We start from the raw sequence: 25,821 nt of genomic DNA, 5'->3' as shown, positions 1-25,821 counted from the left end.
ATTACTCGATGATCTTGGCCACGACGCCGGCACCGACGGTACGGCCGCCTTCGCGGATGGCGAAGCGCAGACCTTCTTCCATGGCGATCGGAGCGATCAGCTTGACCGTGATCGACACGTTGTCGCCAGGCATCACCATTTCCTTGTCCTTCGGCAGCTCGATCGCGCCGGTCACGTCCGTCGTGCGGAAGTAGAACTGCGGGCGATAGTTGTTGAAGAACGGCGTGTGACGGCCACCTTCGTCCTTGGACAGCACATACACCTCGGCCGTGAAGTGCGTGTGCGGCTTGATCGAGCCGGGCTTGCACAGCACCTGGCCGCGCTCGACTTCTTCACGCTTCGTGCCGCGCAGCAGGATACCGACGTTGTCGCCAGCCTGACCCTGGTCCAGCAGCTTGCGGAACATTTCCACGCCGGTGCAGGTGGTCTTGATCGTGGGCTTGATGCCGACGATTTCGATTTCCTCGCCAACCTTGATCACGCCACGCTCCACGCGGCCGGTCACCACGGTGCCGCGACCGGAGATCGAGAACACGTCTTCCACGGGCATCAGGAAGGTGCCGTCCACGGCGCGCTCGGGCGTCGGGATGTAGGTGTCCAGGGCGTCGGCCAGCTTCATGATGGCTTCTTCACCCAGCTTGCCCTTGTCACCTTCCAGGGCCAGCTTGGCGCTGCCGTGGATGATGGGGGTGTCGTCGCCCGGGAAGTCGTACTTGTCCAGCAGTTCGCGCACTTCCATCTCGACGAGCTCGAGCAGCTCGGCGTCGTCGACCATGTCGCACTTGTTCAGGAAGACGATGATGTAGGGCACGCCCACCTGGCGGGCCAGCAGGATGTGCTCGCGGGTCTGGGGCATCGGGCCGTCGGCGGCCGAGCACACCAGGATGGCGCCGTCCATCTGGGCGGCACCGGTGATCATGTTCTTGACGTAGTCGGCGTGGCCGGGGCAGTCCACGTGCGCGTAGTGGCGGTTGGCCGTCTCGTACTCGACGTGGGCGGTGTTGATCGTGATGCCACGGGCCTTTTCTTCGGGCGCCGCGTCGATTTCGTCGTACTTCTTGGCTTCGCCGCCAAACTTGGCCGACAGCACCGTGGCGATGGCCGCCGTCAGCGTCGTCTTGCCATGGTCCACGTGACCGATGGTGCCCACGTTCACGTGCGGCTTGGTGCGTTCAAACTTGCCTTTTGCCATTGTCTGGACTCCGAATACAACTTAGACCACATGTACATGGACTTGTGCAGCCGGCTGCCGCACCATCCCTGCAATCGTTGGTGCCCTTGGCGGGAATCGGACCCGCGACCTCTCCCTTACCAAGGGAGTGCTCTACCACTGAGCCACAAGGGCAACTAGAAAACCGTCGCTCAACGTTTGATGAAGCCGCATGGAGCGGGAGACGGGAATCGAACCCGCGTCATCAGCTTGGAAGGCTGGGGTTCTACCATTGAACTACTCCCGCATCGTGACACTTCGATGCCGACATCGGCACCGGGGCCTCGCACGAAAATCGCTCGGCAACTTTCATCATTCGCTGGTGGAGAGGGCTGGATTCGAACCAGCGTAGGTATAAACCGGCAGATTTACAGTCTGCTGCCATTAACCACTCGGCCACCTCTCCGGCGAACCACAGACTATAGCACCATCAATCCAGGATGGCGAGCTGGCCCGAAAAAAATTTTCGTCCGTGCGGCGCCTCGGACGACAGAAGCCGCGGAAGGATGCGCCGCCCAGGGTTTTTGCTGCACTGCACAATCCACGCATGAGTGCTTCCGCCCTTCCCCTTCCTGGCCGCCGCCCCAAGGTCAATCTCGCGCTGCAAGGCGGGGGCTCGCACGGCGCGTTCACCTGGGGCGTGCTGGATGCCCTGCTCGAGAATGGGCGCCTCGCCCTGGATGGCATCAGCGGCGCCAGCGCGGGCGCCGTCAACGCCGTGGCCCTGGCACATGGCTTTGCGAAGGCCGACGACGCGGGCGACCCCGCCAGGACGGCCGCCCGCCAAGCCGCCCGCGAGACGCTCGAGCGCGTCTGGCGGCGCGTGGCCGGTGTCGGTGCGCCGGGCGCGCTGGCCTCCCAGTTCATGCGCATGCTGTTCGGACAGGCGCCTGCCTTCCCCTCCCTGACGACCGATCCGTGGGCGTCGCCGTACCAGTTCAATCCCCTGGGCATCAACCCGCTGCGCACGCTGCTGGACCAGGAGATCGACTTCGACGCGCTCGCCACGCTCGACAGCCCTCGCGTCTACGTCTCCGCCACGCAGGTGCGAACCGGACGGGCGCAGATCTTCCATGGCGCGCAGCTGACGCTGTCCGCAGTGATGGCATCCGCCTGCCTGCCGACGATGTTCCAGGCGGTGGAGATCGACGGCGAGCCCTACTGGGACGGCGGCTACTCGGCCAATCCGGCCCTGCTGCCGCTGATCGAGAACTGCGACAGCGCCGACATCGTGCTCGTCCAGCTCAATCCGCTGCACCGCGCCGACACGCCCCGCACGCCCCATGAGATCGCCCAGCGCGTCGACGAACTGGCCTTCAACGCGAGCCTGATCTCCCAGATGCGCAGCATCGACTTCATGCAGCAGTTGCTGGCCGATGGCCGGCTGCAGGAAGGCCGGCAGTTCCGCCAGCTGCGCCTGCACCGCATCGACATCGACAGCGCCCTGGACGACCCGCTGCCCTCGTCGAGCAAGCTGTCCACCGACATCGCCATGATCGAGCAGTTGTTCGAACGGGGCCGCCACGCCGCCCAGGACTGGCTGGCACGGCACATCGACGACGTGGGCCGCCGCACCACCATCGACATCCAGGCCGACTACGTGGCCGGCGCGCCGCTGCCGACCGAACCAGTGGCGAAGCGGGCGCCGCAACTGCGCAGCGCCTGATCGCCGGCCGGAGGTCAGGCGTCCGGGGCCGGTGCAGCACCCTCGCCAGGAGCCGCGGTACGTTGCGCATCACGCCAGGTCCGTGCCTGGCCGAAATGCCCGCAGCCGATGAAAGGCACCGGCGGGCGCAGCGCCGACAGCGGCGAGGGATGGTTGGCCATCAGCAGCTTGTGCCGCCTGGCGTCGATGAAGCTGCGCTTGCTCTGTGCATGCGATCCCCAGAGCATGAACACCGCCGGCCGCTCGCCGTCGGCCACATGGCGGATCACTGCATCGGTCAGCACCTCCCAGCCTCGGCCGGCATGGCTGGCGGGCTGGCCCTCCTCCACCGTGAGGCAGGTGTTGAGCAGCAGCACGCCCTGCTGCGCCCAGCGCACCAAGCTGCCGCCGGGGCTCGGGAACTTCGGCGGCGGCGTGCCCAGGTCGCGCTGGAGCTCCTGGAAGATGTTGCGCAGCGAGGGTGGCAGCCGCACGCCGGGCGCCACCGAAAAGGCCAGGCCCTCGGCCTGGCCGCGGCCGTGATACGGGTCCTGACCCAGGATGACCACGCGCACGGCCTCGGGCGGCGTGAGTTCCAGCGCCCGCAGCGGCTGCGGCGGAAAGATCACCGCGCCGGCATCCAGCCGCTGCTGCAGGAAGGCAAGCAGGCCCTGCCCCTTGTCGCTGGCGAAAAACCGATCGACCAGCGGCCGCCAGCCCTCGGCCACGGCCCAATCGGCCGGGTCGGCGGACTGCAGCTGCGTGGCCGCGCCGGGCTGAGCCATGCCGTCCCGGATCATGCGGCGAACAGCTCGGCCAGCGCCTCGCCCGGCTCCGGCGCCCGCATGAAGCGCTCGCCGACGAGGAAGGCATTCACGCCGCCTTCGCGCAGCTGCTGCACGTCCTCGCGCGTCGCGATGCCCGATTCGGTGACCAGCAGCCGTTCCGCCGGCACCATGGCCTTGAGGTCCAGCGTGGTCTGGATCGACACCTCGAAGCTGCGCAGGTTGCGGTTGTTGACGCCGACCAGCGGCGTGCGCAGCTTCAGGGCGCGCTCCATCTCGGCCGCGTCGTGCACCTCTACCAGCACCGCCATGTCCAGGCCCAGGGCGATGGCCTCGAAGTCGCGCAGCTGCGCATCGTCCAGGCAGGCGGCAATCAGCAGCACGCAGTCGGCCCCCATCGAGCGCGACTCGTAGATCTGCCAGGCGTCGACCATGAAGTCCTTGCGCAACACCGGCAGGTCGCAGGAAGCCCGCGCCTGGCGCAGGTAGTCGGGGCTGCCCTGGAAGAACTGGCGGTCGGTCAGCACGGACAGACAGGCCGCGGCCATCTCGCCGTCGCCCAGCGCATAGCTCTGGGCCAGGTCCGCGGGAATGAACTCGCCCTCGCGGATCACGCCCTTGCTAGGGCTGGCCTTCTTGATCTCTGCGATCACGCCCGCCTGGCCGGCGGCGATGCGGCGGCGCAGTGCGCCCACGAAGTCGCGCGTCAGCACGCGGCTCTCGGCGTCCGCGCGGATGGCTTCCAGCGGCACACGCTTGCGGGCGGCGGCCACTTCCTCGTGCTTGACGGCCACGATCTTGTTGAGGATGTCGGACATTGGGCGTTCTCTCGGTGAGTCGGATCAGTCCGCGGCAGCAGACATGGTGAACTGGACCATCTGGGCCAGGCGGGCCTTGGCGGCGCCGCTGTCGATGGCCTCGCGCGCGCGCTCGATGCCGGCGCCGATGGAGTCGGCGACATTGGCCGCATAGAGCGCTGCACCGGCATTGAGCAGCACGATGTCGCGCGCCGCGCCATGCACGCCTTCGAGCACGCCCATCAGCACCGACTTCGATTCCTCCGGCGTCTGCACACGCAGGGAGCGAAGACTCGCCATGCGCAGGCCGAAGTCCTCGGGATGCACCTCGTACTCGCGGATCTCGCCGTTCCGGAGTTCGCCCACCATGGTGGCGGCACCGAGCGAGATCTCGTCCAGCCCGTCGCGACCGTAGACCACCAGCGCATGCTCGGCGCCCAGGCGCTGCAGCGCCCGCACCTGGATGCCTACGAGGTCCGGGTGGAAAACGCCCATCAGGATGTTGGTGGCGCCAGCCGGATTGGTCAGCGGCCCCAGGATGTTGAAGATGGTCTTGATGCCCAGCTCGCGGCGCACCGGCGCCACGTTCTTCATCGCCGGGTGATGGTTGGGCGCGAACATGAAGCCGATGCCCACCGTCTCGATGCTGCGCGCGATCTGCTCGGGGCCCAGGTTGATGTTGACGCCCAGCGACTCCAGCACGTCGGCGCTGCCGGACTTGCTGCTCACGCTGCGCCCGCCATGCTTGCTCACCTTGGCGCCCGCGGCCGCGGCCACGAACATGGAACAGGTCGAGATGTTGAAGGTGTGCGAGCCATCGCCGCCCGTGCCCACGATGTCGACCAGGTGCGTACGGTTCTTCACCGGCACATGCAGCGCCACCTCGCGCATCACCTGCGCGGCGGCGGTGATCTCGCCGATGGTTTCCTTCTTGACGCGCAGGCCGGTGATGAGCGCCGCCGTCATCACGGGCGAGGCCTCGCCGCGCATGATGAGGCGCATGATGTGGAGCATCTCGTCGTGGAAGATCTCCCGATGCTCGATGGTGCGCTGCAAGGCTTCCTGGAGCGTGATGGGCATGGCGGTGTCTGCTTTCTCGAAGTCGGAAGGAAGAAGGAAAAGGTGAACGTTCAGCGCGAAGGCGCGTCGCTGAAGGCAAGCTTGAGGCCGAAGCCCAGCACCATGAGGCCCGCGGCCCGCTCGGCCCAGCGCAGCGCGGTACCGGCGCGGTCCAGGCGTCGCGCCAGCCAGGCCGCGAGCGCGGCCCAGCCGATGCAGACCCACAGGGCGTTGAAGTTGAACAGCAGACCGAGCAGCAGGAACACCCCGGCCGGATGCGCCGCCGCCGGATCGACGAACTGCGGCACGAAGGCCAGGAAAAAGAGCGCCACCTTCGGGTTGAGCACGTTGGTCAGGAAGCCGCCGCGGAAGATGCGCGCCAGCGGCTCGGCCTGCGGGCTTTGCTGCGCGGCCAGTCCGGCCTGCAGGGCGCCCGGCCGCCGCAGCATCTGCACGCCGATCCACACCAGATAAGCGGCGCCCACCCACTTGAGCACGGCGAAGGCGGCGGCCGAGGTGGCCACGATGGCGCTCACGCCCACGGCCGCCGCAACGATGTGCACGCAGCAGCCGGCCGTGATGCCCAGCGCCGCCACCACGCCGGCGCGCCAGCCCTGGCGCAACGCATGGCCCACGATGTAGAACACGTCCACGCCCGGCGTGAGGTTCAGCAGCAGGCCGGCGAGCACGAAGGCCAGCAGGTGCAGCAGGTCAGGCATGGAAGTAGTCCTTCATGGCCGCGACGGCCTGGTCCACGCCCTCGGCATCCACGTCCAGGTGCGTCGCGAAGCGCAGCCGGTAGAGGCCCGTCGCCAGCACGCCGCGCGACTTCAGGAAGTCCATCAGCCCCGCACCGCGCTCGCGTGCCGGCCCTTCGAGGTCGACGAATACGAGGTTGGTGTGCGGCGCCTCGACCTTCAGGCCGGCGATGCCGGCGAGGCCATCGGCGAAGCGCTTCGCCAGCGCATGGTCGTCGGCCAGTCGCTCGACGTGGTGGTCCAGCGCATGCAGGGCCGCCGCAGCCAGCATGCCGGCCTGGCGCATGCCGCCGCCGGCCATCTTGCGCACGCGATGGGCGCGGGCGATGAACTCGCGCGAGCCGCACAGCGCCGAGCCCACCGGCGCGCCCAGGCCCTTGCTGAAGCACACCGAGACGCTGTCGAAGCACTGCGCAATGCGCCGGGCCTCGGTGCGTGCGTCGCCGCCCGTCGCCTGGGCCTGCGCGACTGCCGCATTGAAGAGGCGCGCACCATCCAGATGGCGCGACAGACCGCGCGATTGCGCGAGCGCGGTGGCCTGCTGCACATAGCCGAAGGGCAGCAGCCGGCCGCCCAGCGTGTTCTCCAGCGCCAGCAGGCGGGTGCGCGCGAAGTGCGCATCGTCCGGCTTGATGGCGGCCTCGATGTCGGCCAGCGCCAGCGTGCCGTCGGGCTGATGCTCCAGCGGCTGCGGCTGGATGCTGCCGAACACCGCGGCGCCGCCGCCTTCCCAGCGGTAGCAATGCTGCATCTGGCCCACGATGTATTCGTCACCGCGCTGGCAGTGCGCCAGCAGCGCGCACAGGTTGCTCTGCGTGCCGGTGGGCACGAACAGCGCCGCCTCGAAGCCGAGCATCCCGGCGATGCGCGCCTGCAGCGCATTGACCGTCGGATCGTCGGCAAAGACGTCGTCGCCCACGGGTGCCGCCACCATGGCCTGGCGCATCGCCGCGGTCGGGCGGGTGACGGTGTCGCTGCGCAGGTCGATGGGGGCGGTGCGGGTCATCAGGCGGGCTCCAGGAAGTTCTTCAGCATGGCATGGCCATGCTCGGTCAGGATCGACTCGGGATGGAACTGCACGCCTTCCATCCGCACCGCCTGAGGCAGTTCGGTGTGGCGCACGCCCATGATCTCGCCGTCGTCGGTGCGCGCCGTGACGGCCAGCACCGCGGGGCAGCTGTCGGCCTCGATGGCCAGCGAGTGGTAGCGGTTGACGGTGAAGCGCTCGGGCAGACCGGCGAACACGCCCTCGCGCGTGGTCGTGATCTCGCTGACCTTGCCGTGCATCAGCTGGCGCGCCCGCACGATCCTGCCGCCGAAGGCCGCGCCGATGCTCTGGTGGCCCAGGCACACGCCCAGGATGGGCAGCTTGCCGGCGAAGGCCTGGATGGCCGGCACCGACACGCCCGCCTCGGCGGGCGAGCAGGGCCCGGGCGAGATCACCAGCCGGCTCACGCCCGCGGCGATGCGCTCGCCGATGCCCTCCAGCGTGATCTCATCGTTGCGCACCGTCTCCACCTCGGCCCCCAGCTCGCCGAAGTACTGCACCAGGTTGTAGGTGAAGGAGTCGTAGTTGTCGATCATCAGCAGCTTCATGGTGCTCACTCCAGGCCTTCTTCCACCAGTTCCGCCGCACGCAGCAGCGCGCGGGCCTTGGCCTCGGTTTCCTTCCATTCCAGCTCGGGCACCGAATCGGCCACCACGCCGGCCGCGGCCTGCACGTGCAGCACCTGGTCCTTGATGACGCCGGTGCGGATGGCGATGGCCAGGTCCATGTCGCCGGCATAGCTGATGTAGCCGCAGGCGCCGCCGTAGAGGCCGCGCTTGGTGGGCTCCAGCTGGTCGATCAGCTCCATGGCATGCACCTTGGGCGCACCGGTCAGCGTGCCGGCCGGGAAGGTCGCCTTGAACACGTCGATGGCGCCCATGCCGTCCAGCAGGGTGCCCTCGACGTTGCTCACGATGTGCATCACGTGGCTGTAGCGCTCGACCGCGAAGGCCTCGGTCACCTTCACGCTGCCGGTCTTGGCGATGCGGCCGATGTCGTTGCGCGCCAGGTCGATCAGCATGACGTGCTCGGCGCGTTCCTTGGGATCGTTGACCAGCTCGACCTCGGCCGCCTTGTCCAGTTCCAGCGAGGCGCCGCGCGGCCGGGTGCCGGCCAGGGGGCGGATGGTGATCTTCTGTTCTCCCTCGCCCCCGTGCTCCTGGCGAACGAGGATCTCCGGCGAGGCCCCGACGACATGGAAGTCGCCGAAGTCGTAGAAGTACATGTACGGGCTGGGGTTGAGCGAACGCAGCGCGCGGTACAGCGACAGCGGCGATTCGGTGTAGCGCTTGCTGATGCGCTGGCCCACCTGCACCTGCATGAAGTCGCCGGCGGCGATCAGCTCCTTGGCCCGTTCCACCGCCGCCAGGTAGTCGGCCTTGGCGAAGGGCCGCTCTGCCGGATGCGCCTGCGTGGGCTTGACCTGCGGCGCGGCCACCGAATAGCGCAGCAGCTCCTTGAGCTCGCGCAGCCGGCGCTTGCCGCGCGCATAGGCCTCGGGCTGCGACGGATCGGCATAGACGATCAGGTAGAGCTTGCCCGACAGGTTGTCGATGACGGCCAGTTCCTCGCACTGCAGCAGCAGGATGTCGGGGCAGCCGATGGTGTCGGGCGGACAGGTCTTCTCCAGCTTCTTCTCGATGTAGCGCACCGCGTCGTAGCCGAAGTAGCCGGCCAGGCCGCCGCAGAAGCGCGGCAGGCCGGGACGCAGGGCCACCTTGAAGCGCTTCTGGTAGGCCGCGATGAAGTCCAGCGGGTTGCCGCTGGCGGTCTCCACCACCTGGCCGTCGGTCACGACCTCGGTGCGGGCTTCGTCGCCGAAGCCGCTGGCGCGCAGCAGCGTGCGTGCGGGCAGGCCGATGAAGCTGTAGCGGCCGAAGCGCTCGCCGCCGACGACGGATTCGAGCAGGAAGCTGTGGCGTCCGCCGCCGGCGGCGCCGTGGCCATGGGCCAGCTTGAGGTAGAGGGAGAGCGGGGTTTCGAGGTCCGCGAAGGCCTCGGTCATCAGCGGGATGCGGTTGAAGCCCTGGCTGCTGAGGCTCTTGAACTCGAGTTCGGTGATCACGGGGTTTCTCCTGGCCGGCGGGCGCTCCTGTGGCCCATGCGGCGGTTCATTCGATCTGGGAGTGCCCGGCGATGGAGGCATCGGCCGGGCCAGGCGTGCGCAGCCGCGAGGGCCGCGCGATCAGGCGGTCAACGTCTTTGGCTTGCGCCAGGGCCAGGCTCCCCGGCAGCCTTGCCCCGTCTGGATGACGTGATGAATGAACATGAGAGGGCGCGAGTGTAGCCCAGGGCCTGCGAGCAGGGCCCGTCAGCGGGCCGGGCCGTCCGTGCCCAAGCGCAGGTCGGCCAGCGAATCCAGGTACGCATCGGCCGGCACCTCGCGCACGGGGCGTCCGTGGTTGTAGCCGTAGCTCACCAGCACCACGCGGCAACCGGCGGCGCGGGCGGCCTGCGCGTCGTTGCTGGAATCGCCGATGGCCAGCGTGCGGCCCGGCGCGCTGCCCAGGGCCTCGCAGGTGCCCAGCAGCGGCAGCGGGTCGGGCTTCTTGCGCGCGAAGCTGTCGCCGCCGAAGACATGGTCGAAGAAGCCATCCAGGCCCTTGGCCGCCAGCAGCGGGCGCGCGAAGGCCAGCGGCTTGTTGGTGAGGCAGGCCAGGCGCAGGCCCTGCGCGCGCAGCGCCGCCAGGCCCTCGATCACACCCGGGTAGACCGTCGAGTGCTGGCCGTTGATGGCGAGGTAATGGTGCTGGTAGCGCGTCCAGGCCTGCTCGAACAGGGCCTCGGGCGACGGCGCGCCCACCTGCTGCAGCACGGCGCGGATCAGGTGCTCGGAGCCCTTGCCCACCAGCGTGCCGATGACGCCGGCCTCGATGGGCGGCAGCGACAGGTCCTGCAGCATGCCGCCCAGCGCGGCAGCGAAGTCGCCCAGGGTGTCCACCATCGTGCCGTCGAGGTCCACGATGGCGGCGTCGAGCGAGGTACGGTCGAAGAAGGGGGCAGTCACGGCGGCAGGCAGGGTCGGTGTCGGGGCTGCGACTGTAGCGCCCGACCCGGGCGCCGGGCCCTCACGCCTCGGTGAGGGACTGCGCCGCCACCACCGCCTCGGTGCGGTTGCGCACGTTCAGTGCGCGGAAGATGGCCGCCAGGTGGATCTTCACCGTGCCTTCGCTGATGCCCAGGCTGCGGCCGATCAGCTTGTTGGGCTTGCCCTGCGACAGCAGCTGCAGCACCTCGACCTGCCGCTCGGTCAGCACGTTGCGCAGGTGCTCCAGCGTGGGCGCGGCCGCAGGGGCCGGCGCCGCGCGCACCAGCGCCTCGGTGCCGGCATGCGGTGCCAGTCCGCCCGGCAGGGCCGACAGCATCATGGGCGGCACGTACACGCCACCGGCCAGCACCAGCCGCACGGCCGACAGCATCACGTCGGGCGAATAGGCCTTGGGAATGAAGCCGAGCGCGCCTCGGTCGAGCACCGCGCGCATCATGGCCGGGTCCTCGTAGCCCGAGACCACGATCACCGGCACGGCCGGATGGCGGCGCCGCAGCTCGTCGATGTGGCCGTACTGCTCGGCACCGGGAATGTTCAGGTCGATCAGCGCCAGGTCGATGTCGTCGGTGGCCAGCGAGAACAGCTCGGCCGCCGTGGTGGCCACCACGAACGTGACGCCTTCTTGAAGTTCGGCCAGCTTGGCCTTCATGGCCTCGATGACCAGACGGTGGTCTTCGGCGATCAGGATTCTCATGGCGTGCTCGATGGAGATGTGCGCGCGCCGCATTCGCCCAGGCCTGCGCCCCACGATGCCCTGCGCCGCCGCTGCCCGCCCTCGCAGGCGCGAAAACCGGCAGGGTAGCGCCTAAGCCCCCCGCCAGCAAGGCGCCGCCCCTGCCCGAAAGGCATAGCTCCGTCGCCCTATGGTGGCCCGGCGATCGCCTCGCCAAGATGGCCTGCACATGCGATCCGGACCCACGGTTGTGCAAGAGGGCCCATGCCGCGCCTGTTCGACTTCTATGCGCCGCTGTTCTCGCTCGGGCTCGCCCTGCAGGCGCAGGATGCGGCCATGCGCGAGCCTGGGCAGGCCAGCCGGCTCGCCCGCGAGCAACTGATGCGCGCGCGCATGCAGGCACTGGACGCGGGCCACTCCCTGGCCCAGGTGGAGTCGGCCGCCTTCGCCGTCGTGGCCTGGCTCGACGAGGTGCTGGCCCGCTTGCCGGGGGCACCGGCCGACACGCTGCAGCTGGTGCTCTTCAACTCCACCACGGCCGGCACCGAGTTCTTCCATCACCTCGCCGTGCTGGGGCCGCACGACGCGGAGGTGCGCGAGGTCTACTGGTACGCACTGGCCCTGGGCTTCCATGGCCAGTACCACTTCGAGCGGGGCCAGGGCGCCGGCGTGCTGGCACGGCTGAAGGCCCTGCATGCGGCCCAGTTGCCGCTGGCGCCGATCCGCCCCTCGGCCTGGGGCGCATGGGCCTCGGTGCCGGGCCCGCCCCTGGCGGCGGCGCCCCGCGCGCACGACCTGCAGCCCTGGCGGATCGCGGCACTGGCCGCCGCCATGGTGGCCCTGGCCCTGGCCTGCGTGGTCCTGCCCTTCGTGGAGGGCTGACCATGCCCGCCTGCCTGGCCCTGGGCCTGCTGACGCTGGTCGCGCTGCTGCTGCTCGGGCGATGGTGGCGGCGGGAAGGCCGACAACGGTGGCGCCGCCGACGTCGCCTGGCACGCTGGATCCGCCACCAGCCGCCGCGCGAGCGGCCGGGCCGCGATGAACTCCGCGCACTGCAGATGGCGCTGCCGGGCGGCCGCGCCACCTGCCGGCTGCTGAGCATCGGCGATGTGCAGGCCGTGCCCTCCTCGCTGCTGGCCACGCCCGCTGGCGGGGCCCTGCCCTCCCACTTCTGGGAGGCACGCCAGGCCGGCGGCATCCTGCTGCTCGGCCTCACGCTGCCGGCCGACGCAGGCCTGGATGGGGGCGCGCGCCGCCTCGGCCTGTGGCCCCATGCCCTGCGCACCCTGGCTCATCGGCATCCCGCACAGCCCCTGCATGGCCTGGTGCTGTGCATCGCCGCCGCGGACCTGCTGCACGACGGCACCGGGCGCACCCAGCGCCTGGCCCGCCTCAGCCATCTCGCGCACCAGGCCTGCGGCGCGCTGGGCCTCGCCCTGCCCGTGCACCTGGTCGTCACGCAGATGCAGGCACTGCCCGGCTATGCCAGCTTCGAGGCGCTGCTGCCGGCCGAGGCCTTCCGGCAGCCCTGGGGCATGCGCCACCCCGGCACCGGCCGCGGCGCGCGGCCCGAGGACCTGCTCGCACCGGTGTTCGAGCCCCTCATGGATCGCCTGCATGCCCTGCGCCTGGGCATGCTGCTCGATGCGCCACCCATGCCGATGCGGCGCGACATGCACGAGTTCGTCGAGCAGGTCCGCAGCCTGCGTGCCGGCCTGTGCCAGTGGCTGGACATGCTGACCGACGGACCGCCGCCCTCGCCGCTGCCGCAGTGGCAGGGCCTGTTCTTCACGGCATCGCGGCCCGACGCGGCGTTCACGGCCGGCCTGCTGGGCCGGATGGCCCGCCTGCACGAGCCGCCGACGTCCATCCGCTGAACTTGCAGCGGCGCCCGCACTCCCCTTCAGGGGGCCGAGGGCTCGATGCGGATCTGCCGCGCGCCGAAGGTCACGTCGAGCTTCACCGGCTTGCCCGGCTCCACCGGCCGCACCTCGCGCCAGCGGGCCCGCTCCAGGTCGCGGTAGGCAGCCATGAAGGCGAGCGCCTTGGCATCGGCCGGCAGCGTCATCTCGATGCGGCGGCTGTCGCCGGGGCGCAGCAGCAGCTCTTCCTTCTGCACCAGGTCGCCACCCAGCGTGGCCTGGTCCTTGTCGAAGAGCGTGAAGAAGTCGGCCGCATCGAAGGACTGCGAGGCCTTCAGCGCATACACCCGCACGGTCACCGGCGAAGCCCGGCCGCGAGCATCGGGGTTGGCATCGGCACCGCCCTTGAGGTTCAGCACCACCGGCGTGACGATGGGCTTGGGCGGCGGGGGCGGCGGCGCCGCACAGCCGGCCAGCAGCAGCGGGCCGAGCACCGCGGTGGCAAGAAGACCACGCCCCAGCGAGCGCCGCGCAAGGCGGCCATAGGACGAACGTTGGGGGGATGGCGCCTGCATGCTATTTCCTTCGTTGCATTGACCCTGGGGTGGGCATCTTCGATTATCCCCAGCACTTTTTGACAGGCAACATGCTGACCCCGGACATCGTCGACGCACTGCTGGAGCCCATCGGCGAGGCATCGCCCTGCGGCGACGACCTCGAGTACGACCCCGACTTCATCGCGCTGGAGACCTCGGCCCAGGGCAAACCCGAGCAGCAGTTCGGCGACACCATCATCCCCGCCGTCGAGCCCGAATGGCCACAGGTGGCCGAGGCGGCGCAGGCCCTGCTGCGCCGGACCAAGGACGTGCGCGTGGCCATGCACCTGCTGCGTGCCAGCACCCGGCTGCAGGGCCTGGAGGGCTTCCTGGCCGGCATGCGCCTGCTTGCCGGCCTGCTCGACAGCCAGTGGGACCACATCCATCCGATGCTGGATGCGGATGACGACAACGATCCCACCATGCGCCTGAATGCGCTCGCGCCGCTGGCCGACGATGCATTGGTGGTGCGCGACGTGTACGACGCCTGGGTGGGCACGGCGCGCAGTGTGGGTCGCATCCGGGTGCGCGACATTGCGATCGGGCGCGGCCTGCTGGAGCCTGCCAGCGGCGACGCGGGCTATTCCGCCCCGCAGGTGCAGGGCGGGCTCGAAGAGATCGTCCAGTCGCAGCCCGAGGTGGCAGAACGGCTGGCCGGCATCGCGCCCGCCGTCAACGGGTTGCGCCAGGTGCTCAACGACCGCAGCGGCCTCGGCGAGGCCGTGGACATGTCGCGCCTGCGCGCCGTCGGCCACATGCTGGCCCAGACCGCACAGAACCTGGCCCCCGACGCCGCCGAGGCCGCCGAGGGCGATGCCGCCGCTGGCGAGGCCCACCCAGGCGCGGAGGCCGGCGAAGGCGGTGGCCGCGGCACCGCGCCCGCCCCCATCCGCGGCGAGATCCAGTCGCGCGCCGATGCCCTGCTGATGCTCGACAAGGTCATCGCCTACCTGCAGCGCACCGAGCCCGGCAACCCCGCGCCGCTGCTCATCGAGCGCGCCAAGAAGCTCATCGGCGTGAGCTTCCTGGACATCATCGCCAACCTGGCGCCCGACGCCATGAGCACGATCGAGCACGTGACCGGCGCACGTGCCCCGAGCGACGACGACTGAGTCGCCGCCGGCCCCGCCACACGCTTCACCCCCCACTCCTTCAAGGAGCTTCCGCATGTCTTCCAAGAGCAGTCAGAAATTCATTGCCCGCAACCGCGCGCCGCGCGTGCAGATCGAGTACGACGTCGAGTTGTACGGCGCCGAGAAGAAGGTGCAGCTGCCCTTCGTGATGGGCGTGCTGGCCGACCTGTCGGGCAAGCCCGCCGACCCGCTGGCGCCGGTGGCCGAGCGCAAGTTCCTGGAGTTCGACGTCGACAACTTCGACGCCCGCATGAAGGCCATGAAGCCGCGCACCGCCTTCGCGGTCGAGAACACGCTCACCGGCGAGGGCGAACTCAAGGTGGAGCTGACCTTCGAGAACATGGACGACTTCTCGCCCGGCGCCATCGCGCGCAAGGTCGACTCGCTCAACAAGCTGCTCGAAGCGCGCAACCAGCTGTCCAACCTGGTGACCTACATGGACGGCAAGGGCGGCGCCGAGGAACTGCTGGCCAAGGTGCTGGAAGACCCGGCCCTGCTGCAGTCGCTGGCCGCCGCCAAGAAGCCGGCCGAAGACAGCGCCGCCTGACACCCACCCGTCCCGGATCGAGGAGAACCCCATGGCAGAAGCACTTCAGCAGAATGCGCTGAAAGAGGTCGAGTACGCCGGCAGCGATTTCGCATCGCTGCTGCAGAAGGAATTCAAGCCCCGCAGCGACGAGGCCAAGAGCGCGGTCGAGACCGCCGTGCTCACGCTGGCGCAGCAGGCGCTGTCGAACACGGCGCTGATAGGCAAGGACGTCACGCAGTCGATCCAGGCCATGATCGCCGCCATCGACGCCAAGCTGACCGAGCAGATCAACAAGATCATCCACCACCCCGACTACCAGAAGCTCGAGAGTGCATGGCGCGGCCTGCACTACATGGTCAACAACACCGAGACCGACGAGAACCTGAAGATCCGCGTGATGGACGTCTCCAAGCAGGAGCTGGCCAAGACGCTGAAGAAGTTCAAGGGCGCGGCCTGGGACCAGAGCCCGATGTTCAAGAAGGTCTACGAAGAAGAGTACGGCCAGTTCGGCGGCGAGCCCTTCGGCGCCATCGTGGGCGACTACCACTTCGACCACACGCCGCCCGACGTCGAGCTGCTGGGCGAGATGGCCAAGATCGCGGCCGCCGCGCATGCGCCCTTCATCACCGGTGCCAACCCCAGCCTGATGCAGATGGGCAGCTGGCAGGAGCTGGCCAACCCGCGCGACCTGACCAAGATCTTCAGCACGCCCGAGTACGCCGGCTGGCGCACGCTGCGCGAATCGGACGACTCGCGCTACCTGGGCCTGTGCATGCCGCGCTTCCTGGCGCGCACGCCCTACGGTGCCAACAGCAACCCGGTCGAGGAGTTCGACTTCGAGGAAGACACGGCCGGCGCCGACCACAACAAGTACGCCTGGGCCAACGCCGCCTATGCGATGGCCACCAACATCAACCGCTCGTACAAGGAATACGGCTGGGGCTCGCGCATCCGCGGCATCGAGTCGGGCGGCGCGGTGGAGAACCTGCCGCTGCACACCTTCCCGAGCGACGACGGCGGCGTGGACCAGAAGTGCCCCACCGAGATCGCCATCAGCGACCGCCGCGAGGCCGAGCTGTCCAAGGCCGGCCTGCTGTCGATGATCCACCGCAAGAACTCGGACTTCGCGGCCTTCATCGGCGCGCAGTCGCTGCACAAGCCGGCCGAGTACGACGACCCGGACGCCTCGGCCAACGCCAACCTGGCGGCCCGCCTGCCCTACCTGTTCGCCTGCAACCGTTTCGCGCACTACCTCAAGTGCATCGTGCGCGACAAGATCGGCGGCTTCCGCGAGAAGGCCGACATGGAGCGCTGGCTGAACAAGTGGATCACCAACTATGTCGACGGCGACCCGACCACCTCCTCCGAAGAGACCAAGGCCCGCAAGCCGCTGGCCGCGGCGGAAGTGATCGTGGAAGAGGTCGAGGGCAATCCCGGCTACTACACGTCCAAGTTCTTCCTGCGCCCGCACTACCAGCTCGAAGGCCTGACGGTGTCGTTGCGGCTGGTGTCGAAGCTTCCCTCGGCCAAGGGCGGCGCCTGAGCCAGCCCGCGGTGCGCCATCTTTTTTGAAAAGACGCACCGCCCCTCGTTCTCCAGACAGCTTTCCCGCGGTTGTGCAGGAAGGCCCCCATCACACCCACCCCAACTGAAAGGTGCACATCATGGCAGTAGACATGTTCCTCAAGATCGAAGGCGAACCCGTCAAGGGCGAATCGAGGGACGCCAACCACAAGGAGGAGATCGACATCCTGGCCTGGAGCTGGGGCATGTCCCAGTCGGGCACCATGCACCAGGGCGGTGGCGGCGGTGCGGGCAAGGTCAACATGCAGGACATCAGCATCACCAAGTACGTGGACTCCGCCTCGCACGCCCTGATCCTGGCCTGCTGCAAGGGCACGCACTACGACAAGATGACGCTGGTGGTGCGCAAGGCCGGCGACAACCCGCTGGAATACATCAAGATCACGATGGAAGAAGTGATCATCGCCAGCGTCTCCACCGGCGGCAGCGGCGGCGAGGACCGCCTGACCGAGAACGTCTCCCTGAACTTCGCCAAGGTGAAGTTCGAGTACGACCCGCAGACGCAGAAGGGCGGCGGCAAGGGTGTCAAGACCGCCGGCTGGAACATCGCCGAGAACAAGGCCTTCGGCTGAGCCCCGCGCGGCGACCGCCTCAAAAAGAACGCCGGCAGATGCCGGCGTTCTTTTTGGCCCCTCGCGCCTGGGCAGCGCGGCACGGCGACCGGCGCAGGCGCGCGGCACGGCCGCTCAGGCCGGCATCAGCCGCGTGGCGTCGTCATGCCCGTCGGGCATCACCCACAAGGCGATGGCGGTGTAGTTGTCCTGACCGGGCTTGCCGCGCCCGACGATCTGGGCGTCGATCTGGTCCACCCATTGCCGCGGCGTGCGCGAGGCATGCAGGCAGGCGGCCAGGCCTTCGTCGCCCACCACCTCCCACACGCCGTCCGAGCACAGCAGCAGCGCATCGCCGGGCTCCAGGCGCATCCGGTCCGAGATGTCCACCTGGGGCGGCTCGGTGGCGGAGCCCAGCGCCGACAGCAGCACGTTGCGCTGCGGATGCAGGCGCGCGCCCTCGTCGTCGAGCATGCCGCCGGCCACCATCTGCTGCACCAGGCTGTGGTCCACGGTGCGCGCCACGACGGCGCCGCCACGGAACAGGTAGGCCCGGCTGTCGCCGCTGTGGGCCCACACCATGGCATGTTCCTCCAGGTCGATGGCCGCCATCACCAGCGTCGTGCGCATGGCGGCGAGCTTGCCGCCCTCGGCCTGGCGCGCGACGATGGCCTGGTTGGCCTGCGCGACGAGCTGGCGCAGCAGGCCCGGCGCCAGGCCGGGCTCGAGCGCAAAGCCTGCCAGCAGACTGGCCCGGGCCGTCGCCGCGGCCACGTCGCCCCCGCCATGGCCGCCCGCACCATCGGCCACCAGGCACAGCACATGGCGATCGTCGTACCAGTGGCCGTAGACGTCCTCGTTGTAGTCACGCCCGCCCTGGCGGGTCAGGGTGACGATCTCAATTTCCACGCGCGCTCCTCGTCGCAGTTGTCATCGTTGGGGCCTCCTGCCTCTCGGTGTCTCAGGTCGTGCCGCTGCCGGGCGGCTGCTTCAGCCGGGCCATCTGCGCTTCGTAGGCCTCCAGGAAGGCCTTGCCGAAGAGGCTGTGGAAGTCGTCCTCGGCCTCGGTGGCGATGGCGCCGTACAGCGCGGTGAACTGGTCCCACAGCTTGGCCTTGCGGTTGGCCGCGAACAGGCTGTCCAGCGCCGATCGCGCGGCGATCTTCTTCTCCAGTTCCTCGGGGCCGAAGCGGGCGATGAGCGCGGCCAGCGCCGCGCGCAGGCCGACCATGACGCCGAACTGATGCGCGCGCAGGTCGTCGTAGGCATCGCGCATGGCGGCCTCGGCGGGCATGAAGCCGCGCAGCTGCGGGCCCAGCAGATGGCCGAGGGCGACCTCGACAGTGGGCGAGAACTTGAGGGGGTTGTTGGCCTGCGCCGCGATCATCGTGACCTCGGCACGCACCTCTCGCTTGAGCTCCTGGCGCGTCAGCAGCAGCTGCAGCGTGCCTTCGGTGGCGCTGCGCAGCATGACGCCGATGCGCTCCATCAGCGCGGGCGTGAGCTGCGCGGGCGGCTGGTGCATGCCCCCCAGGCCCCGCAGGAAGGCCGCCAGCAGTTCGCCCGAGTCTGTGCCGGTGCCGGTGCCTGCGTCGAAGGCGCCGGCCGTCGGCATGGCAGGCGACGGCAGCACCCCCATGGCAGGCACCGGCGCGGCCGGCATCGCAGGCGCAGGCGCGGGCTGCGGCATGGCGACCGGGGCGGGCGCAGCGACCGCCGGCGCCACCGCCGCGGCCGGCGCAGGCGCTGGGGCAGGCGCCAGCAGATCGTCGAAGCCGCCGCCAGCGGCCGCCGACGGACCGAAAGGCTCGTCGCCCAGCAGGTCCGCAAAGGGATCGGGCACTGCCGCCGATGCACCCGCGACGGGCAGTGTCGGCGCCGCCGCTCCCGGCGCAGGCGGCGACGGCGCGGCCACCGGCGCGGGCGGCCGCGGCACCGAGGCGCGACCGATGCGGATCGGCTCGCCGGCCGTGTCGTCGAAGGTGGCGCCACCGTCGGCCGGGCGCGCGGCAGGCGCGGGCGCGCTCGCCCGCGGCGGCGTGAAGCCGAACTGCCCGATGGGCGCGTGGTCGCTGCGTGGCGCCTGGCTTGCCGCGGGTCGCTGCTGCAGGGCCGCCAGGGGGTCGGACGCGGCTGCGGCGGTGTTGGGCTGCAAAAGCGGATCGGCCAATGGGGACAGGGCCAGCGGATCGGCGCCCGCCGGTGCGGGACCGAGGCCGAACAGATCGTCGATGCGCTGCGCGTTGGCCGTGGGATTGGAGGCCGCGGGCAGGCCCAGGTCCGAGAAGTCGTCGAGCGGCGCCGACGCGGCCGGCAGGCCGCCCAGCAGACCGCCGAAGGGATCGCCGGCCGATGCGGGGGCCGCACGGGGCGCCGCGCCCAGTGGATCGGCGAAGGCTGCTGGCAGCTCGCGCCCTCCCGCGGCCGAGGGCGCAGGCGCCGCCGGCGGACGGGCCGGCGCTGCAGCCGGCGCAAGCCCCGCCAGCAGATCGGCAAAGGGATCGTCGTCGGGCAAGGCCGGCTTCGGTGCCGCCGGCGCACCGAAGTCGGTGGGCAGGTCCATCGCCGCGGCCTTCGGCGACGGGGCCGCCGCCAGCTGCTGCACGGCGAGTTCGAAGCTGCCGATCACCAGCCGCTCGCCCCCCACGAGCGCGGCCTCGTTGCCCGCACCCAGCGGCACGCCGTTGCACTGCATCGGATTGCTGCCACGGTCCACGATCACGTACTGGTCGCCGCGGCACAGCACCTGCGCATGCACGCGCGAGACGGTGCGGTCCGGGTCGTCCAGCACCAGCGTGTTGGTGTCCGCGCGGCCGATGGTGCCGCCCTGGGGGCCGAAGCGGGCGGCCATGGGCCGCCCCATCGGAGCGCCTTGACGGCCGACGACGACGATTTCGATCATGAATGGGGCTCCCGCTGCGCGCGAAGGCGGCGAGGCCGCCGCTCGCCGATGTGCGGGCCAGTATTCATAGGGCCCGACGCCTTGGCAATCTCGCCGGAAGAGGTATGCCGTCGCCCGTGCGCAGGGCTTTGGAAAACGCACCGCCCGGATCGTCTAATCGGCGCATGCCGCCGTTGCTTTCAAGGAGTCGAACCATGGGCCTCCTGACCCTCCTGTCCGCCTTGCTCGGCGCCTGCCAGGGCCGCGGCGGCGACCGTGAGCAACCCGGCGACACGCCGAACCCCGTGCTGGCCGACCTGCTGCAGAAGGCCATCGACGCCGAGATCGGCCGCATGAACCCCGTGTGGGCGCCCGGCCTGCTGCCCCAGGCCCCGCAGCAGGCCCGCGCCTGGCTCGGCGAGATCGACGAAGTGGTGGCGCGCTGCCGCTACGGCCCCGGCAACCGCACCAAGAGCAACCTGCTCGAGTACGACGTGCGGCTGCGCTCCGGCGAACAGATCCAGGACGTGTACAGCGGGCTGCGGTGCCTCTACGGCACGGCCCCGCCACTGGTGATGCGCGTGCGCTTCGAGACGGGCCAGGTGCGCGAGGTGCTGACCGATGGGCGCGAGCGCGAGGCATCGACGACGGCGGCGTCCAACGAGCTGCGGCAGTTCGCCCACAGCGTGGTGCGCCTCGACTGGGACCGGCGCGAGTCGCTGTACTTCCCGCCGGCCAAGACGCCGCAGGACATCGCGCGCGAGTGGACGCCGCCGCCGCCGCGCTGAGGCTCTCAGGGCGCGAGCAGCAGCACCACCGGCTGGCTCGGCACCACGCGCACGCCCGGGCAGTTGGTGCTGTTCTGCAGCGACATGCTGGTCAGCCGGGAGGCCGGCATGCCTTGCAGCAGCACGGTGAACGCGCCGGTGAGGTGCCGGCTCGGCCCCATCACCGTGCCCGAGGCCACGCCCAGCAGCACGCCCGCGTTGTCGCCATTGGTCATGGGAATGGTGGTGCCCAGGTTGTGCGCCGGCCCGCCCATGATGAGGATGGTCGGGCAGTTGGGGATGGCCATCGGCCCCATGGCGATGTTGGGATACGGCACCGGGATCGGCGAGGGCACCGCCGGTGTGAGGCAGACGTCGGGGAAGCCCATGTCGGTTCCCATGACCTGGCAGTTGGCGAACATGCGGCGCTCCTCGATGGGGATGAAAGGCGTCAGCCGAAGTGGATCTGCGCGCCCCGCGCCTTCACCAGCTTCTCGCCATTGACCAGCGCGTGCTCGCCCGACAGCCGCAGGGTCTGCTCGGCCTCGCAGTTCAGGTGGGTGGCATGCACCTGGTCCAGTCCCTCGGTGCGGCGCAGATAGTGGCGGCTGTGATGCTGCACACGCTCCATCACCGTCGACAGCACCGAGCCCACCAGCTTGAGCACGCCGGCGCTCACGCGCAGTTGGCGTCCGACCACGTCGGCACCGTCCACCGCCACCTGGGCCTGCGGCGCGGTGATGGCCAGGCTGCGGCCGGCGCGCAGGTCCAGCGCTTCGGCCTGCAACGACAGCGTGCCGCCCTCCGCCTGCAGCAGGGCGTCCCCGGGCAGGCTGAGCAGATGGGGCGCGTCCGATTCGTCGCGCTGCAGCACGTTCATGACCCACCACTGCGCGGGCGCCACGCGCAGGCAGGCCACCGTGTCGCCGGACCGCGGCGCCAGCAGGCAGCCCACCGCGCGCCGGGCCTGGGCCTGCAGGCCACCACTGACCACCGCCAGCCCTTCGGCACCGGATGCCGTGACCACGCCCACGCACCATTCGGCATCGATGGCCTTGGCCGCGCGAGAGGCCGTCGCGGCGGAGGGGCTGGGGGAAGAGGGACGCGCTGCCGCGCGGGGGCTCGGGGACATGGGGTTGCTCCTGGGATTCAGCCCGCGACGGGCTGCCATTGTTCGGCCTGGGCCAGATCGGGATCGGTCTCGAGCGCGCGTGCACGGTCGCTCATCTGCGCGCCCTCGGTGCGGGCACCATGCAGCACCGTGCGCATCAGGCCCGCGCCACGCAGGTCGGCCTGGGTCAGGTCCGCATGACGCAGGTCGGCATGGGCCAGCTCGGCGCCCCGCAGGTCGGCACCGGCGAGCGCGGCGCCGGCCAGGTGCACCTGGAACAGGTCGGCGCCGGCAAAGCAGGCGCCCGGCAGCTGCGCGCCGGTGAACAGTGCCTGTCGCAGCTGCGCCTCGCGGAAATCCACCTGGCTGCCTTCGGCCTGGCAGAAGAGCGCATGGCTGCCCCGCACGCGCGCGAAGCGGGTCTGGTCCAGCCTGGCCTGCTGGAAGTTGCATCCGGCGATCAGGGCTTCGCTGAAGTCCGCGCCACGCAGATCGGCCTGCAGGAACTGGCAGCCCTGCAGCGCCAGTCCGCTGAAGTCCATGCCGGCCAGCACCGCCCCGACGAAGGCCACGCGCTCCAGGCGGGCGCCGCGCCAGCTCATGTGCTGCATGCCGCACTGGTAGAGCGTCGTCTGGCGCCACACCGCCTCTTCGGCGGCCACGTCCAGCAGACTGGTCTCGCTGAAGGTGGCGGCGTCCAGGTCGGCCCCGCGCAGCACCGCGTGGTCCAGGCGCGTCTTGCTCACCAGGGCCATCGACAGCTGGGCCTGGCCCAGCTGGGCATGCGGGGCCTGGCACTCGGTGAGCACCGCGCCGTGCAGCATCGCGGACCGCAGGTCCGCATGGTCCATCCGGCAGCGGTTGAACACCGCCTTGCGCAGCAGCGCGCCCGCCATCAGCACGCCGCGCAGGTCGCACTGGTCGAAGACGCATTCGCGCAGGTCTGCCTCGCGCAGGTCGGCCTCGCCGAACTGGCACCGGCTGAAGATGCCGCCCCCCAGGTCGGCCCGGCCGTAGGCGCCCTTGCGCAGATCCAGTGCCTCGATCAGTTCGCCGACGGCCACGGCCGCGGACAGGGTGTGCAGGGACAGTGTCACAGCGGCCGCCCCCCATTCCGCGTCCGCCGAGGCGGCTGCGTGCGGCCCCGGCTCGGCCAGGTGCAGTGGCAAAGGAAGGCGCACCGGGTCATGCCGCCTCCTGCTGTTGCGGCGTCAGCCGCGGCCAGGTGCGTGCACGGGTGAGCAGTGCGCCCTCCAGCCGCACGTCGCCGTCGAGCCGCACGCGCGACAGGTCGGCGGCAAAGAGGTTGCTGCGGCGCAGATCGGCACCGCGCAGGTCGGCATGCTGGAGCACGGCGTCCTTGAGGTTGATGCCGGCCATCTGCGCACCCCGCAGCCGCGTGCGCCGCAGCAGGGCGCCCTGCGCGCTCGCCAGGCGCAGGTCGGCACCGGTGCAGTCGGCCTCGCACAGGAAGGCCCCGTCCAGCCGCGACTGCGCGAAGCGCGCGCCCGCCAGGCCCATGCTGCCCAGGTTGGCACCGACCAGCCGCGCCTGGCTGAAATCGGCGCCGGCGGCATCGCATTGCTGTGCGAAGACCGCGCCATCGAGCAGTGCGCCGCCCAGGCGGGCCCCGGCCAGCCGGCACCCCATGAAGGTGGCCTGCGACAGGCGGGCGCCCCGCAGGTCCACGCCATCGAGCGCGCATTCGATGAAGGTCGCGGCCGTGAGGTCGGCCTCGGCCAGCACCAGGCCCTGGAGGTCGAGCTTGTGGAAGGTCTGGCCCGGCGCCACCGCACCGGTCCAGTCCACCCGGCCCCACTGGCTCTCGAACAGCATCGCACCCGTCAGGGTGGCGCGCCGCCACTGCGTGTCGCCGAACCCGCAGTGCATCAGCGTGGCCTGCTCGAGCTGGGCCTCGTCGAAGACCGCGCCGGACAGCCGCGCCCGGCCCAGGTTGGCGCCCATCAGCCGGGTGCCGACGGCGACCACGCCCCGCAGGTCCGCATGCGCCAGCACGGCGGCCGTGAAGTCGGCGCCGGAGATGTTGGCCTGCGAGAGGTTGGCACTCTCCAGCCAGGCGCCGGAGAAGTCGCAGCCACGCAGGTCCAGGCCCGACAGGTCGGCGCCCGTCAGGTCCATCCGCGCGAACTGACGCAGGCCGACCGCCACGGCGCGCTCGATCTCGGCGCGCAGCGCGCGGGCGGGCGCAGGCGCCATGGGCGCGGCAGGCAGCTGGGCATGGGCCGACTGCAGGTAGCCCATGCGCTCGGCCGCCTCCTGCCGGACCAGGCCGGCGTGCATGCCTGGCCGGTCGAAGGCCCGGCCCTGGGCCAGCGCCGCCATCTCGGCCAGGCGCTCCTCGGCATTGAAGCGCGGCGGCCCACGATGCGCCAGCGCGGGCAAGTCCAGCTTCTGGCGGGCGGCCATCTCCAGCGCCTTCTCGGCCTGCGTCAACACGTCGTCGAGCATGGCCCAGTGCTGACGCTGCGCCTCCTTCTGCTGACGCTCCAGGTAGGCCACCAGTTCGGCCGGCCGCGTCGGCGCACGGTCCACCGGCGGCATCCGCAACCCCAGCGCGTCCGGATCCCTGCCGAGGGCGCGGGCCTGCGCCCTCGCCAGGGTGACTTCGGACTCCGCGCGGCGGCGCTGGGCTTCGGCCTGCAGCTGGTCGCCCGCGAAGGCCTGCTTGCGCAGTTCGGCGTCGGGGTCCAGGTCGTCCAGGCCCTCGGGCAACAGGTCCGCGTCGTTGAGCGCCTGCAGGGCCCCCATGGCCGGGTCGGCCCGCTTGTCCAGCACGGCGGCATAGTGGGCATCGTCCCGCGGTGCGCCGACGCGCTCCACGGCACCCAGCAGACAGCGGATGTCGCTGCCATCGTCGGTGGCGATCTCGGCCAGTCCCTGGAACAGGGCGATGGCCCGCTCCGCGTGCGGAAAGAACCACAGCGTGGTCAGCCGCAGCGGCACCTCGCGCAGCCGGGTCTCGCCGCCCGCCAGTGCGTAGTCGGCGAAGACGCGCGCCCGCAGCCCGGGCAGCCGGCCTTCCACGCGGGGCCGGGTGGGATGCAGGTGGTCGAAGGCGAAGGCCTCGTCGCCACGCAGCGGCTGCTCGAACCACTGGTCCGGCGGCGCCATGTTGAAGTGGCGCCAGTCCAGGTCGGGCGCGAAGCCGGGTGCATGCTCGCGCAGGTAGGTCTCGTCGTAGGTGCCGCGGTGCGCGGCGCGCCACGGGTGCAGGGGTTCGAGCGCGCCGAAGCCGGCGGGCGGCACGGCCTGGTCGGGCTGCTGCAGCCGCGCCGCGGGCGACTCGATGTTGGGCAGCCAGTGCACGCCGTCCACGGCCGTGCGGCCCCGGCCCGCAGGGTTGAGCGCGAAGTCGGCGCCGCCGTAGGCATGGGCCCAGTCCAGCGGCAGGGACTCGAAGGGCTGCGGGGCGCTGGGCCGATCGCCGTGCCAGTGCCGCTCGCCGAAGACCAGCAGCGTCTTCTGCAGCGGGCCCACCTGCGCCCGCACCGCGCAGGCGCCAGGGCGCGCGGGATCGGCATGGGCGCGGCCGTGCACCAGGAACTCGGGGGTGAGCTTGGCGATGCCCTCGTCGATCAGGGGCACGGCCATCTCCTCGGCCAGGAAGCTCCACATCGACTGCTCGCCCCACAGGGTGCCGCCTTCGGCCTGGGCAAAGGGAATGTGCAGGCTGGCCGTGATGCACAGGCCAAAGCGGCGGCGGTATTCGATGGGGCGCGTGGCGAGCCCCAGCGACATGGGCTTGTGGACCTGCATCGGTGC

General features: G+C 70.4%; 25 protein-coding genes and 3 tRNA genes. 8 read left to right on the top strand and 20 right to left on the bottom strand.

Features of this window, described 5'->3' with window-relative positions:
- Position 1: 1 nt before the first annotated feature.
- From tuf to DFR41_RS06335, 4 genes are all read right to left on the bottom strand, one after another.
- Positions 2-1,192: an elongation factor Tu gene (tuf, locus tag DFR41_RS06350; protein ID WP_114801962.1), complete on the bottom strand. Its 1,191-nt coding sequence runs from the start codon at positions 1,190-1,192 to the stop codon at positions 2-4.
- 78 nt (positions 1,193-1,270) lie between these two features.
- Positions 1,271-1,345: transfer RNA gene (locus DFR41_RS06345), tRNA-Thr, on the bottom strand.
- A gap of 38 nt (positions 1,346-1,383) precedes the next feature.
- Positions 1,384-1,457: transfer RNA gene (locus DFR41_RS06340), tRNA-Gly, on the bottom strand.
- Between the two features lie 73 nt (positions 1,458-1,530).
- Positions 1,531-1,616, bottom strand: a tRNA-Tyr gene (locus tag DFR41_RS06335).
- 141 nt (positions 1,617-1,757) lie between these two features.
- Between DFR41_RS06335 and DFR41_RS06330 the strand changes: the two genes are divergently transcribed.
- The gene (locus tag DFR41_RS06330) at positions 1,758-2,876 is read left to right on the top strand and encodes a patatin-like phospholipase family protein (RefSeq protein ID WP_114802067.1); all 1,119 of its coding nucleotides are present in this window, start codon (positions 1,758-1,760) and stop codon (positions 2,874-2,876) included.
- 14 nt (positions 2,877-2,890) lie between these two features.
- Here DFR41_RS06330 and DFR41_RS06325 read toward each other — a convergent pair whose 3' ends face one another.
- From DFR41_RS06325 to DFR41_RS06285, 9 genes are all read right to left on the bottom strand, one after another.
- Positions 2,891-3,655 (bottom strand): uracil-DNA glycosylase, encoded by a 765-nt coding sequence (locus DFR41_RS06325; protein ID WP_425326682.1) that lies wholly within the window; start codon positions 3,653-3,655, stop codon positions 2,891-2,893.
- Positions 3,652-4,458 (bottom strand): indole-3-glycerol phosphate synthase TrpC, encoded by an 807-nt coding sequence (trpC, locus tag DFR41_RS06320; RefSeq protein ID WP_114802066.1) that lies wholly within the window; start codon positions 4,456-4,458, stop codon positions 3,652-3,654. The genes DFR41_RS06325 and trpC overlap by 4 nt, the downstream gene beginning before the upstream one ends.
- Positions 4,459-4,482: 24 nt before the next feature.
- Positions 4,483-5,517, bottom strand: coding sequence for an anthranilate phosphoribosyltransferase (gene trpD / locus DFR41_RS06315; RefSeq protein ID WP_114802065.1), 1,035 nt, complete (start codon positions 5,515-5,517; stop codon positions 4,483-4,485).
- Positions 5,518-5,567: 50 nt separating this feature from the next.
- Complete coding sequence (locus DFR41_RS06310) at positions 5,568-6,215, bottom strand: LysE family translocator (protein ID WP_114802064.1); 648 nt, start codon at positions 6,213-6,215, stop codon at positions 5,568-5,570.
- A complete protein-coding gene (ltaE, locus tag DFR41_RS06305) occupies positions 6,208-7,260 on the bottom strand; it encodes a low-specificity L-threonine aldolase (protein ID WP_114802063.1) in 1,053 nt (350 codons plus the stop codon). The genes DFR41_RS06310 and ltaE overlap by 8 nt, the downstream gene beginning before the upstream one ends.
- Positions 7,260-7,850, bottom strand: a complete 591-nt coding sequence (locus tag DFR41_RS06300) for an anthranilate synthase component II (protein WP_017760478.1) — start codon at positions 7,848-7,850, stop codon at positions 7,260-7,262. The genes ltaE and DFR41_RS06300 overlap by 1 nt, the downstream gene beginning before the upstream one ends.
- A gap of 5 nt (positions 7,851-7,855) precedes the next feature.
- Positions 7,856-9,367 carry an anthranilate synthase component I family protein gene (locus DFR41_RS06295; protein ID WP_017760477.1) on the bottom strand — a complete coding sequence of 504 codons (1,512 nt, stop codon included), beginning with the start codon at positions 9,365-9,367 and terminating at the stop codon, positions 7,856-7,858.
- Positions 9,368-9,613: 246 nt separating this feature from the next.
- A complete protein-coding gene (gph, locus tag DFR41_RS06290) occupies positions 9,614-10,309 on the bottom strand; it encodes a phosphoglycolate phosphatase (protein ID WP_017760476.1) in 696 nt (231 codons plus the stop codon).
- Between the two features lie 61 nt (positions 10,310-10,370).
- On the bottom strand, positions 10,371-11,045 hold the full coding sequence (locus DFR41_RS06285) for a LuxR C-terminal-related transcriptional regulator (protein ID WP_017760475.1): 675 nt from the start codon (positions 11,043-11,045) through the stop codon (positions 10,371-10,373).
- Between the two features lie 243 nt (positions 11,046-11,288).
- On the opposite strand from DFR41_RS06285, the gene DFR41_RS06280 reads away from it, so the two are divergent.
- Together DFR41_RS06280 and DFR41_RS06275 are read left to right on the top strand one after the other, a co-directional pair.
- Positions 11,289-11,906, top strand: coding sequence for a DotU family type IV/VI secretion system protein (locus DFR41_RS06280; RefSeq protein ID WP_114802062.1), 618 nt, complete (start codon positions 11,289-11,291; stop codon positions 11,904-11,906).
- A gap of 2 nt (positions 11,907-11,908) precedes the next feature.
- Positions 11,909-12,901 carry a type VI secretion system protein gene (locus tag DFR41_RS06275; RefSeq protein ID WP_170159319.1) on the top strand — a complete coding sequence of 331 codons (993 nt, stop codon included), beginning with the start codon at positions 11,909-11,911 and terminating at the stop codon, positions 12,899-12,901.
- Between the two features lie 26 nt (positions 12,902-12,927).
- Here the strand turns inward: DFR41_RS06275 and tssJ are convergent, their stop codons facing one another.
- Positions 12,928-13,461 (bottom strand): type VI secretion system lipoprotein TssJ, encoded by a 534-nt coding sequence (gene tssJ, locus DFR41_RS06270; RefSeq protein ID WP_114802060.1) that lies wholly within the window; start codon positions 13,459-13,461, stop codon positions 12,928-12,930.
- A 71-nt stretch (positions 13,462-13,532) separates the two neighbouring features.
- Here tssJ and tssA point away from each other — a divergent pair, with 71 nt between their 5' ends.
- The 4 genes from tssA (at position 13,533) to DFR41_RS06250 (ending at position 17,300) form a co-directional block, all read left to right on the top strand.
- A complete protein-coding gene (gene tssA / locus DFR41_RS06265; RefSeq protein WP_114802213.1) occupies positions 13,533-14,594 on the top strand; it encodes a type VI secretion system protein TssA in 1,062 nt (353 codons plus the stop codon).
- Between the two features lie 55 nt (positions 14,595-14,649).
- On the top strand, positions 14,650-15,162 hold the full coding sequence (tssB, locus tag DFR41_RS06260; protein WP_017759093.1) for a type VI secretion system contractile sheath small subunit: 513 nt from the start codon (positions 14,650-14,652) through the stop codon (positions 15,160-15,162).
- A 31-nt stretch (positions 15,163-15,193) separates the two neighbouring features.
- Complete coding sequence (gene tssC / locus DFR41_RS06255; RefSeq protein WP_017759094.1) at positions 15,194-16,687, top strand: type VI secretion system contractile sheath large subunit; 1,494 nt, start codon at positions 15,194-15,196, stop codon at positions 16,685-16,687.
- A gap of 121 nt (positions 16,688-16,808) precedes the next feature.
- Positions 16,809-17,300 carry an Hcp family type VI secretion system effector gene (locus DFR41_RS06250; protein ID WP_043114613.1) on the top strand — a complete coding sequence of 164 codons (492 nt, stop codon included), beginning with the start codon at positions 16,809-16,811 and terminating at the stop codon, positions 17,298-17,300.
- A gap of 114 nt (positions 17,301-17,414) precedes the next feature.
- Here the strand turns inward: DFR41_RS06250 and DFR41_RS06245 are convergent, their stop codons facing one another.
- Both DFR41_RS06245 and tagH read right to left on the bottom strand, forming a co-directional pair.
- Entirely contained in the window at positions 17,415-18,188 is a 774-nt protein-coding gene (locus DFR41_RS06245) for a PP2C family protein-serine/threonine phosphatase (RefSeq protein ID WP_017759096.1), read from the bottom strand.
- A 52-nt stretch (positions 18,189-18,240) separates the two neighbouring features.
- The gene (gene tagH, locus DFR41_RS06240; RefSeq protein ID WP_114802059.1) at positions 18,241-20,181 is read right to left on the bottom strand and encodes a type VI secretion system-associated FHA domain protein TagH; all 1,941 of its coding nucleotides are present in this window, start codon (positions 20,179-20,181) and stop codon (positions 18,241-18,243) included.
- A gap of 194 nt (positions 20,182-20,375) precedes the next feature.
- On the opposite strand from tagH, the gene DFR41_RS06235 reads away from it, so the two are divergent.
- Positions 20,376-20,948: a hypothetical protein gene (locus tag DFR41_RS06235; protein ID WP_017757306.1), complete on the top strand. Its 573-nt coding sequence runs from the start codon at positions 20,376-20,378 to the stop codon at positions 20,946-20,948.
- A gap of 5 nt (positions 20,949-20,953) precedes the next feature.
- Here the strand turns inward: DFR41_RS06235 and DFR41_RS06230 are convergent, their stop codons facing one another.
- The 4 genes from DFR41_RS06230 to DFR41_RS06215 form a co-directional block, all read right to left on the bottom strand.
- A complete protein-coding gene (locus DFR41_RS06230; protein ID WP_114802058.1) occupies positions 20,954-21,349 on the bottom strand; it encodes a DUF4150 domain-containing protein in 396 nt (131 codons plus the stop codon).
- A 29-nt stretch (positions 21,350-21,378) separates the two neighbouring features.
- Positions 21,379-22,059: a DUF3540 domain-containing protein gene (locus DFR41_RS06225; protein ID WP_114802057.1), complete on the bottom strand. Its 681-nt coding sequence runs from the start codon at positions 22,057-22,059 to the stop codon at positions 21,379-21,381.
- A 17-nt stretch (positions 22,060-22,076) separates the two neighbouring features.
- On the bottom strand, positions 22,077-23,135 hold the full coding sequence (locus tag DFR41_RS06220; RefSeq protein ID WP_244917664.1) for a pentapeptide repeat-containing protein: 1,059 nt from the start codon (positions 23,133-23,135) through the stop codon (positions 22,077-22,079).
- 88 nt (positions 23,136-23,223) lie between these two features.
- Positions 23,224-25,815: a DUF2169 family type VI secretion system accessory protein gene (locus DFR41_RS06215; protein WP_114802056.1), complete on the bottom strand. Its 2,592-nt coding sequence runs from the start codon at positions 25,813-25,815 to the stop codon at positions 23,224-23,226.
- Positions 25,816-25,821 lie beyond the last annotated feature (6 nt).

This window comes from Pseudacidovorax intermedius, from assembly GCF_003350475.1.
Lineage (GTDB): Bacteria > Pseudomonadota > Gammaproteobacteria > Burkholderiales > Burkholderiaceae_C > Xenophilus > Xenophilus intermedius.
Note: the sequence above shows the minus strand (reverse complement) of the source record. Positions and strands in the feature narration are given on the sequence as shown.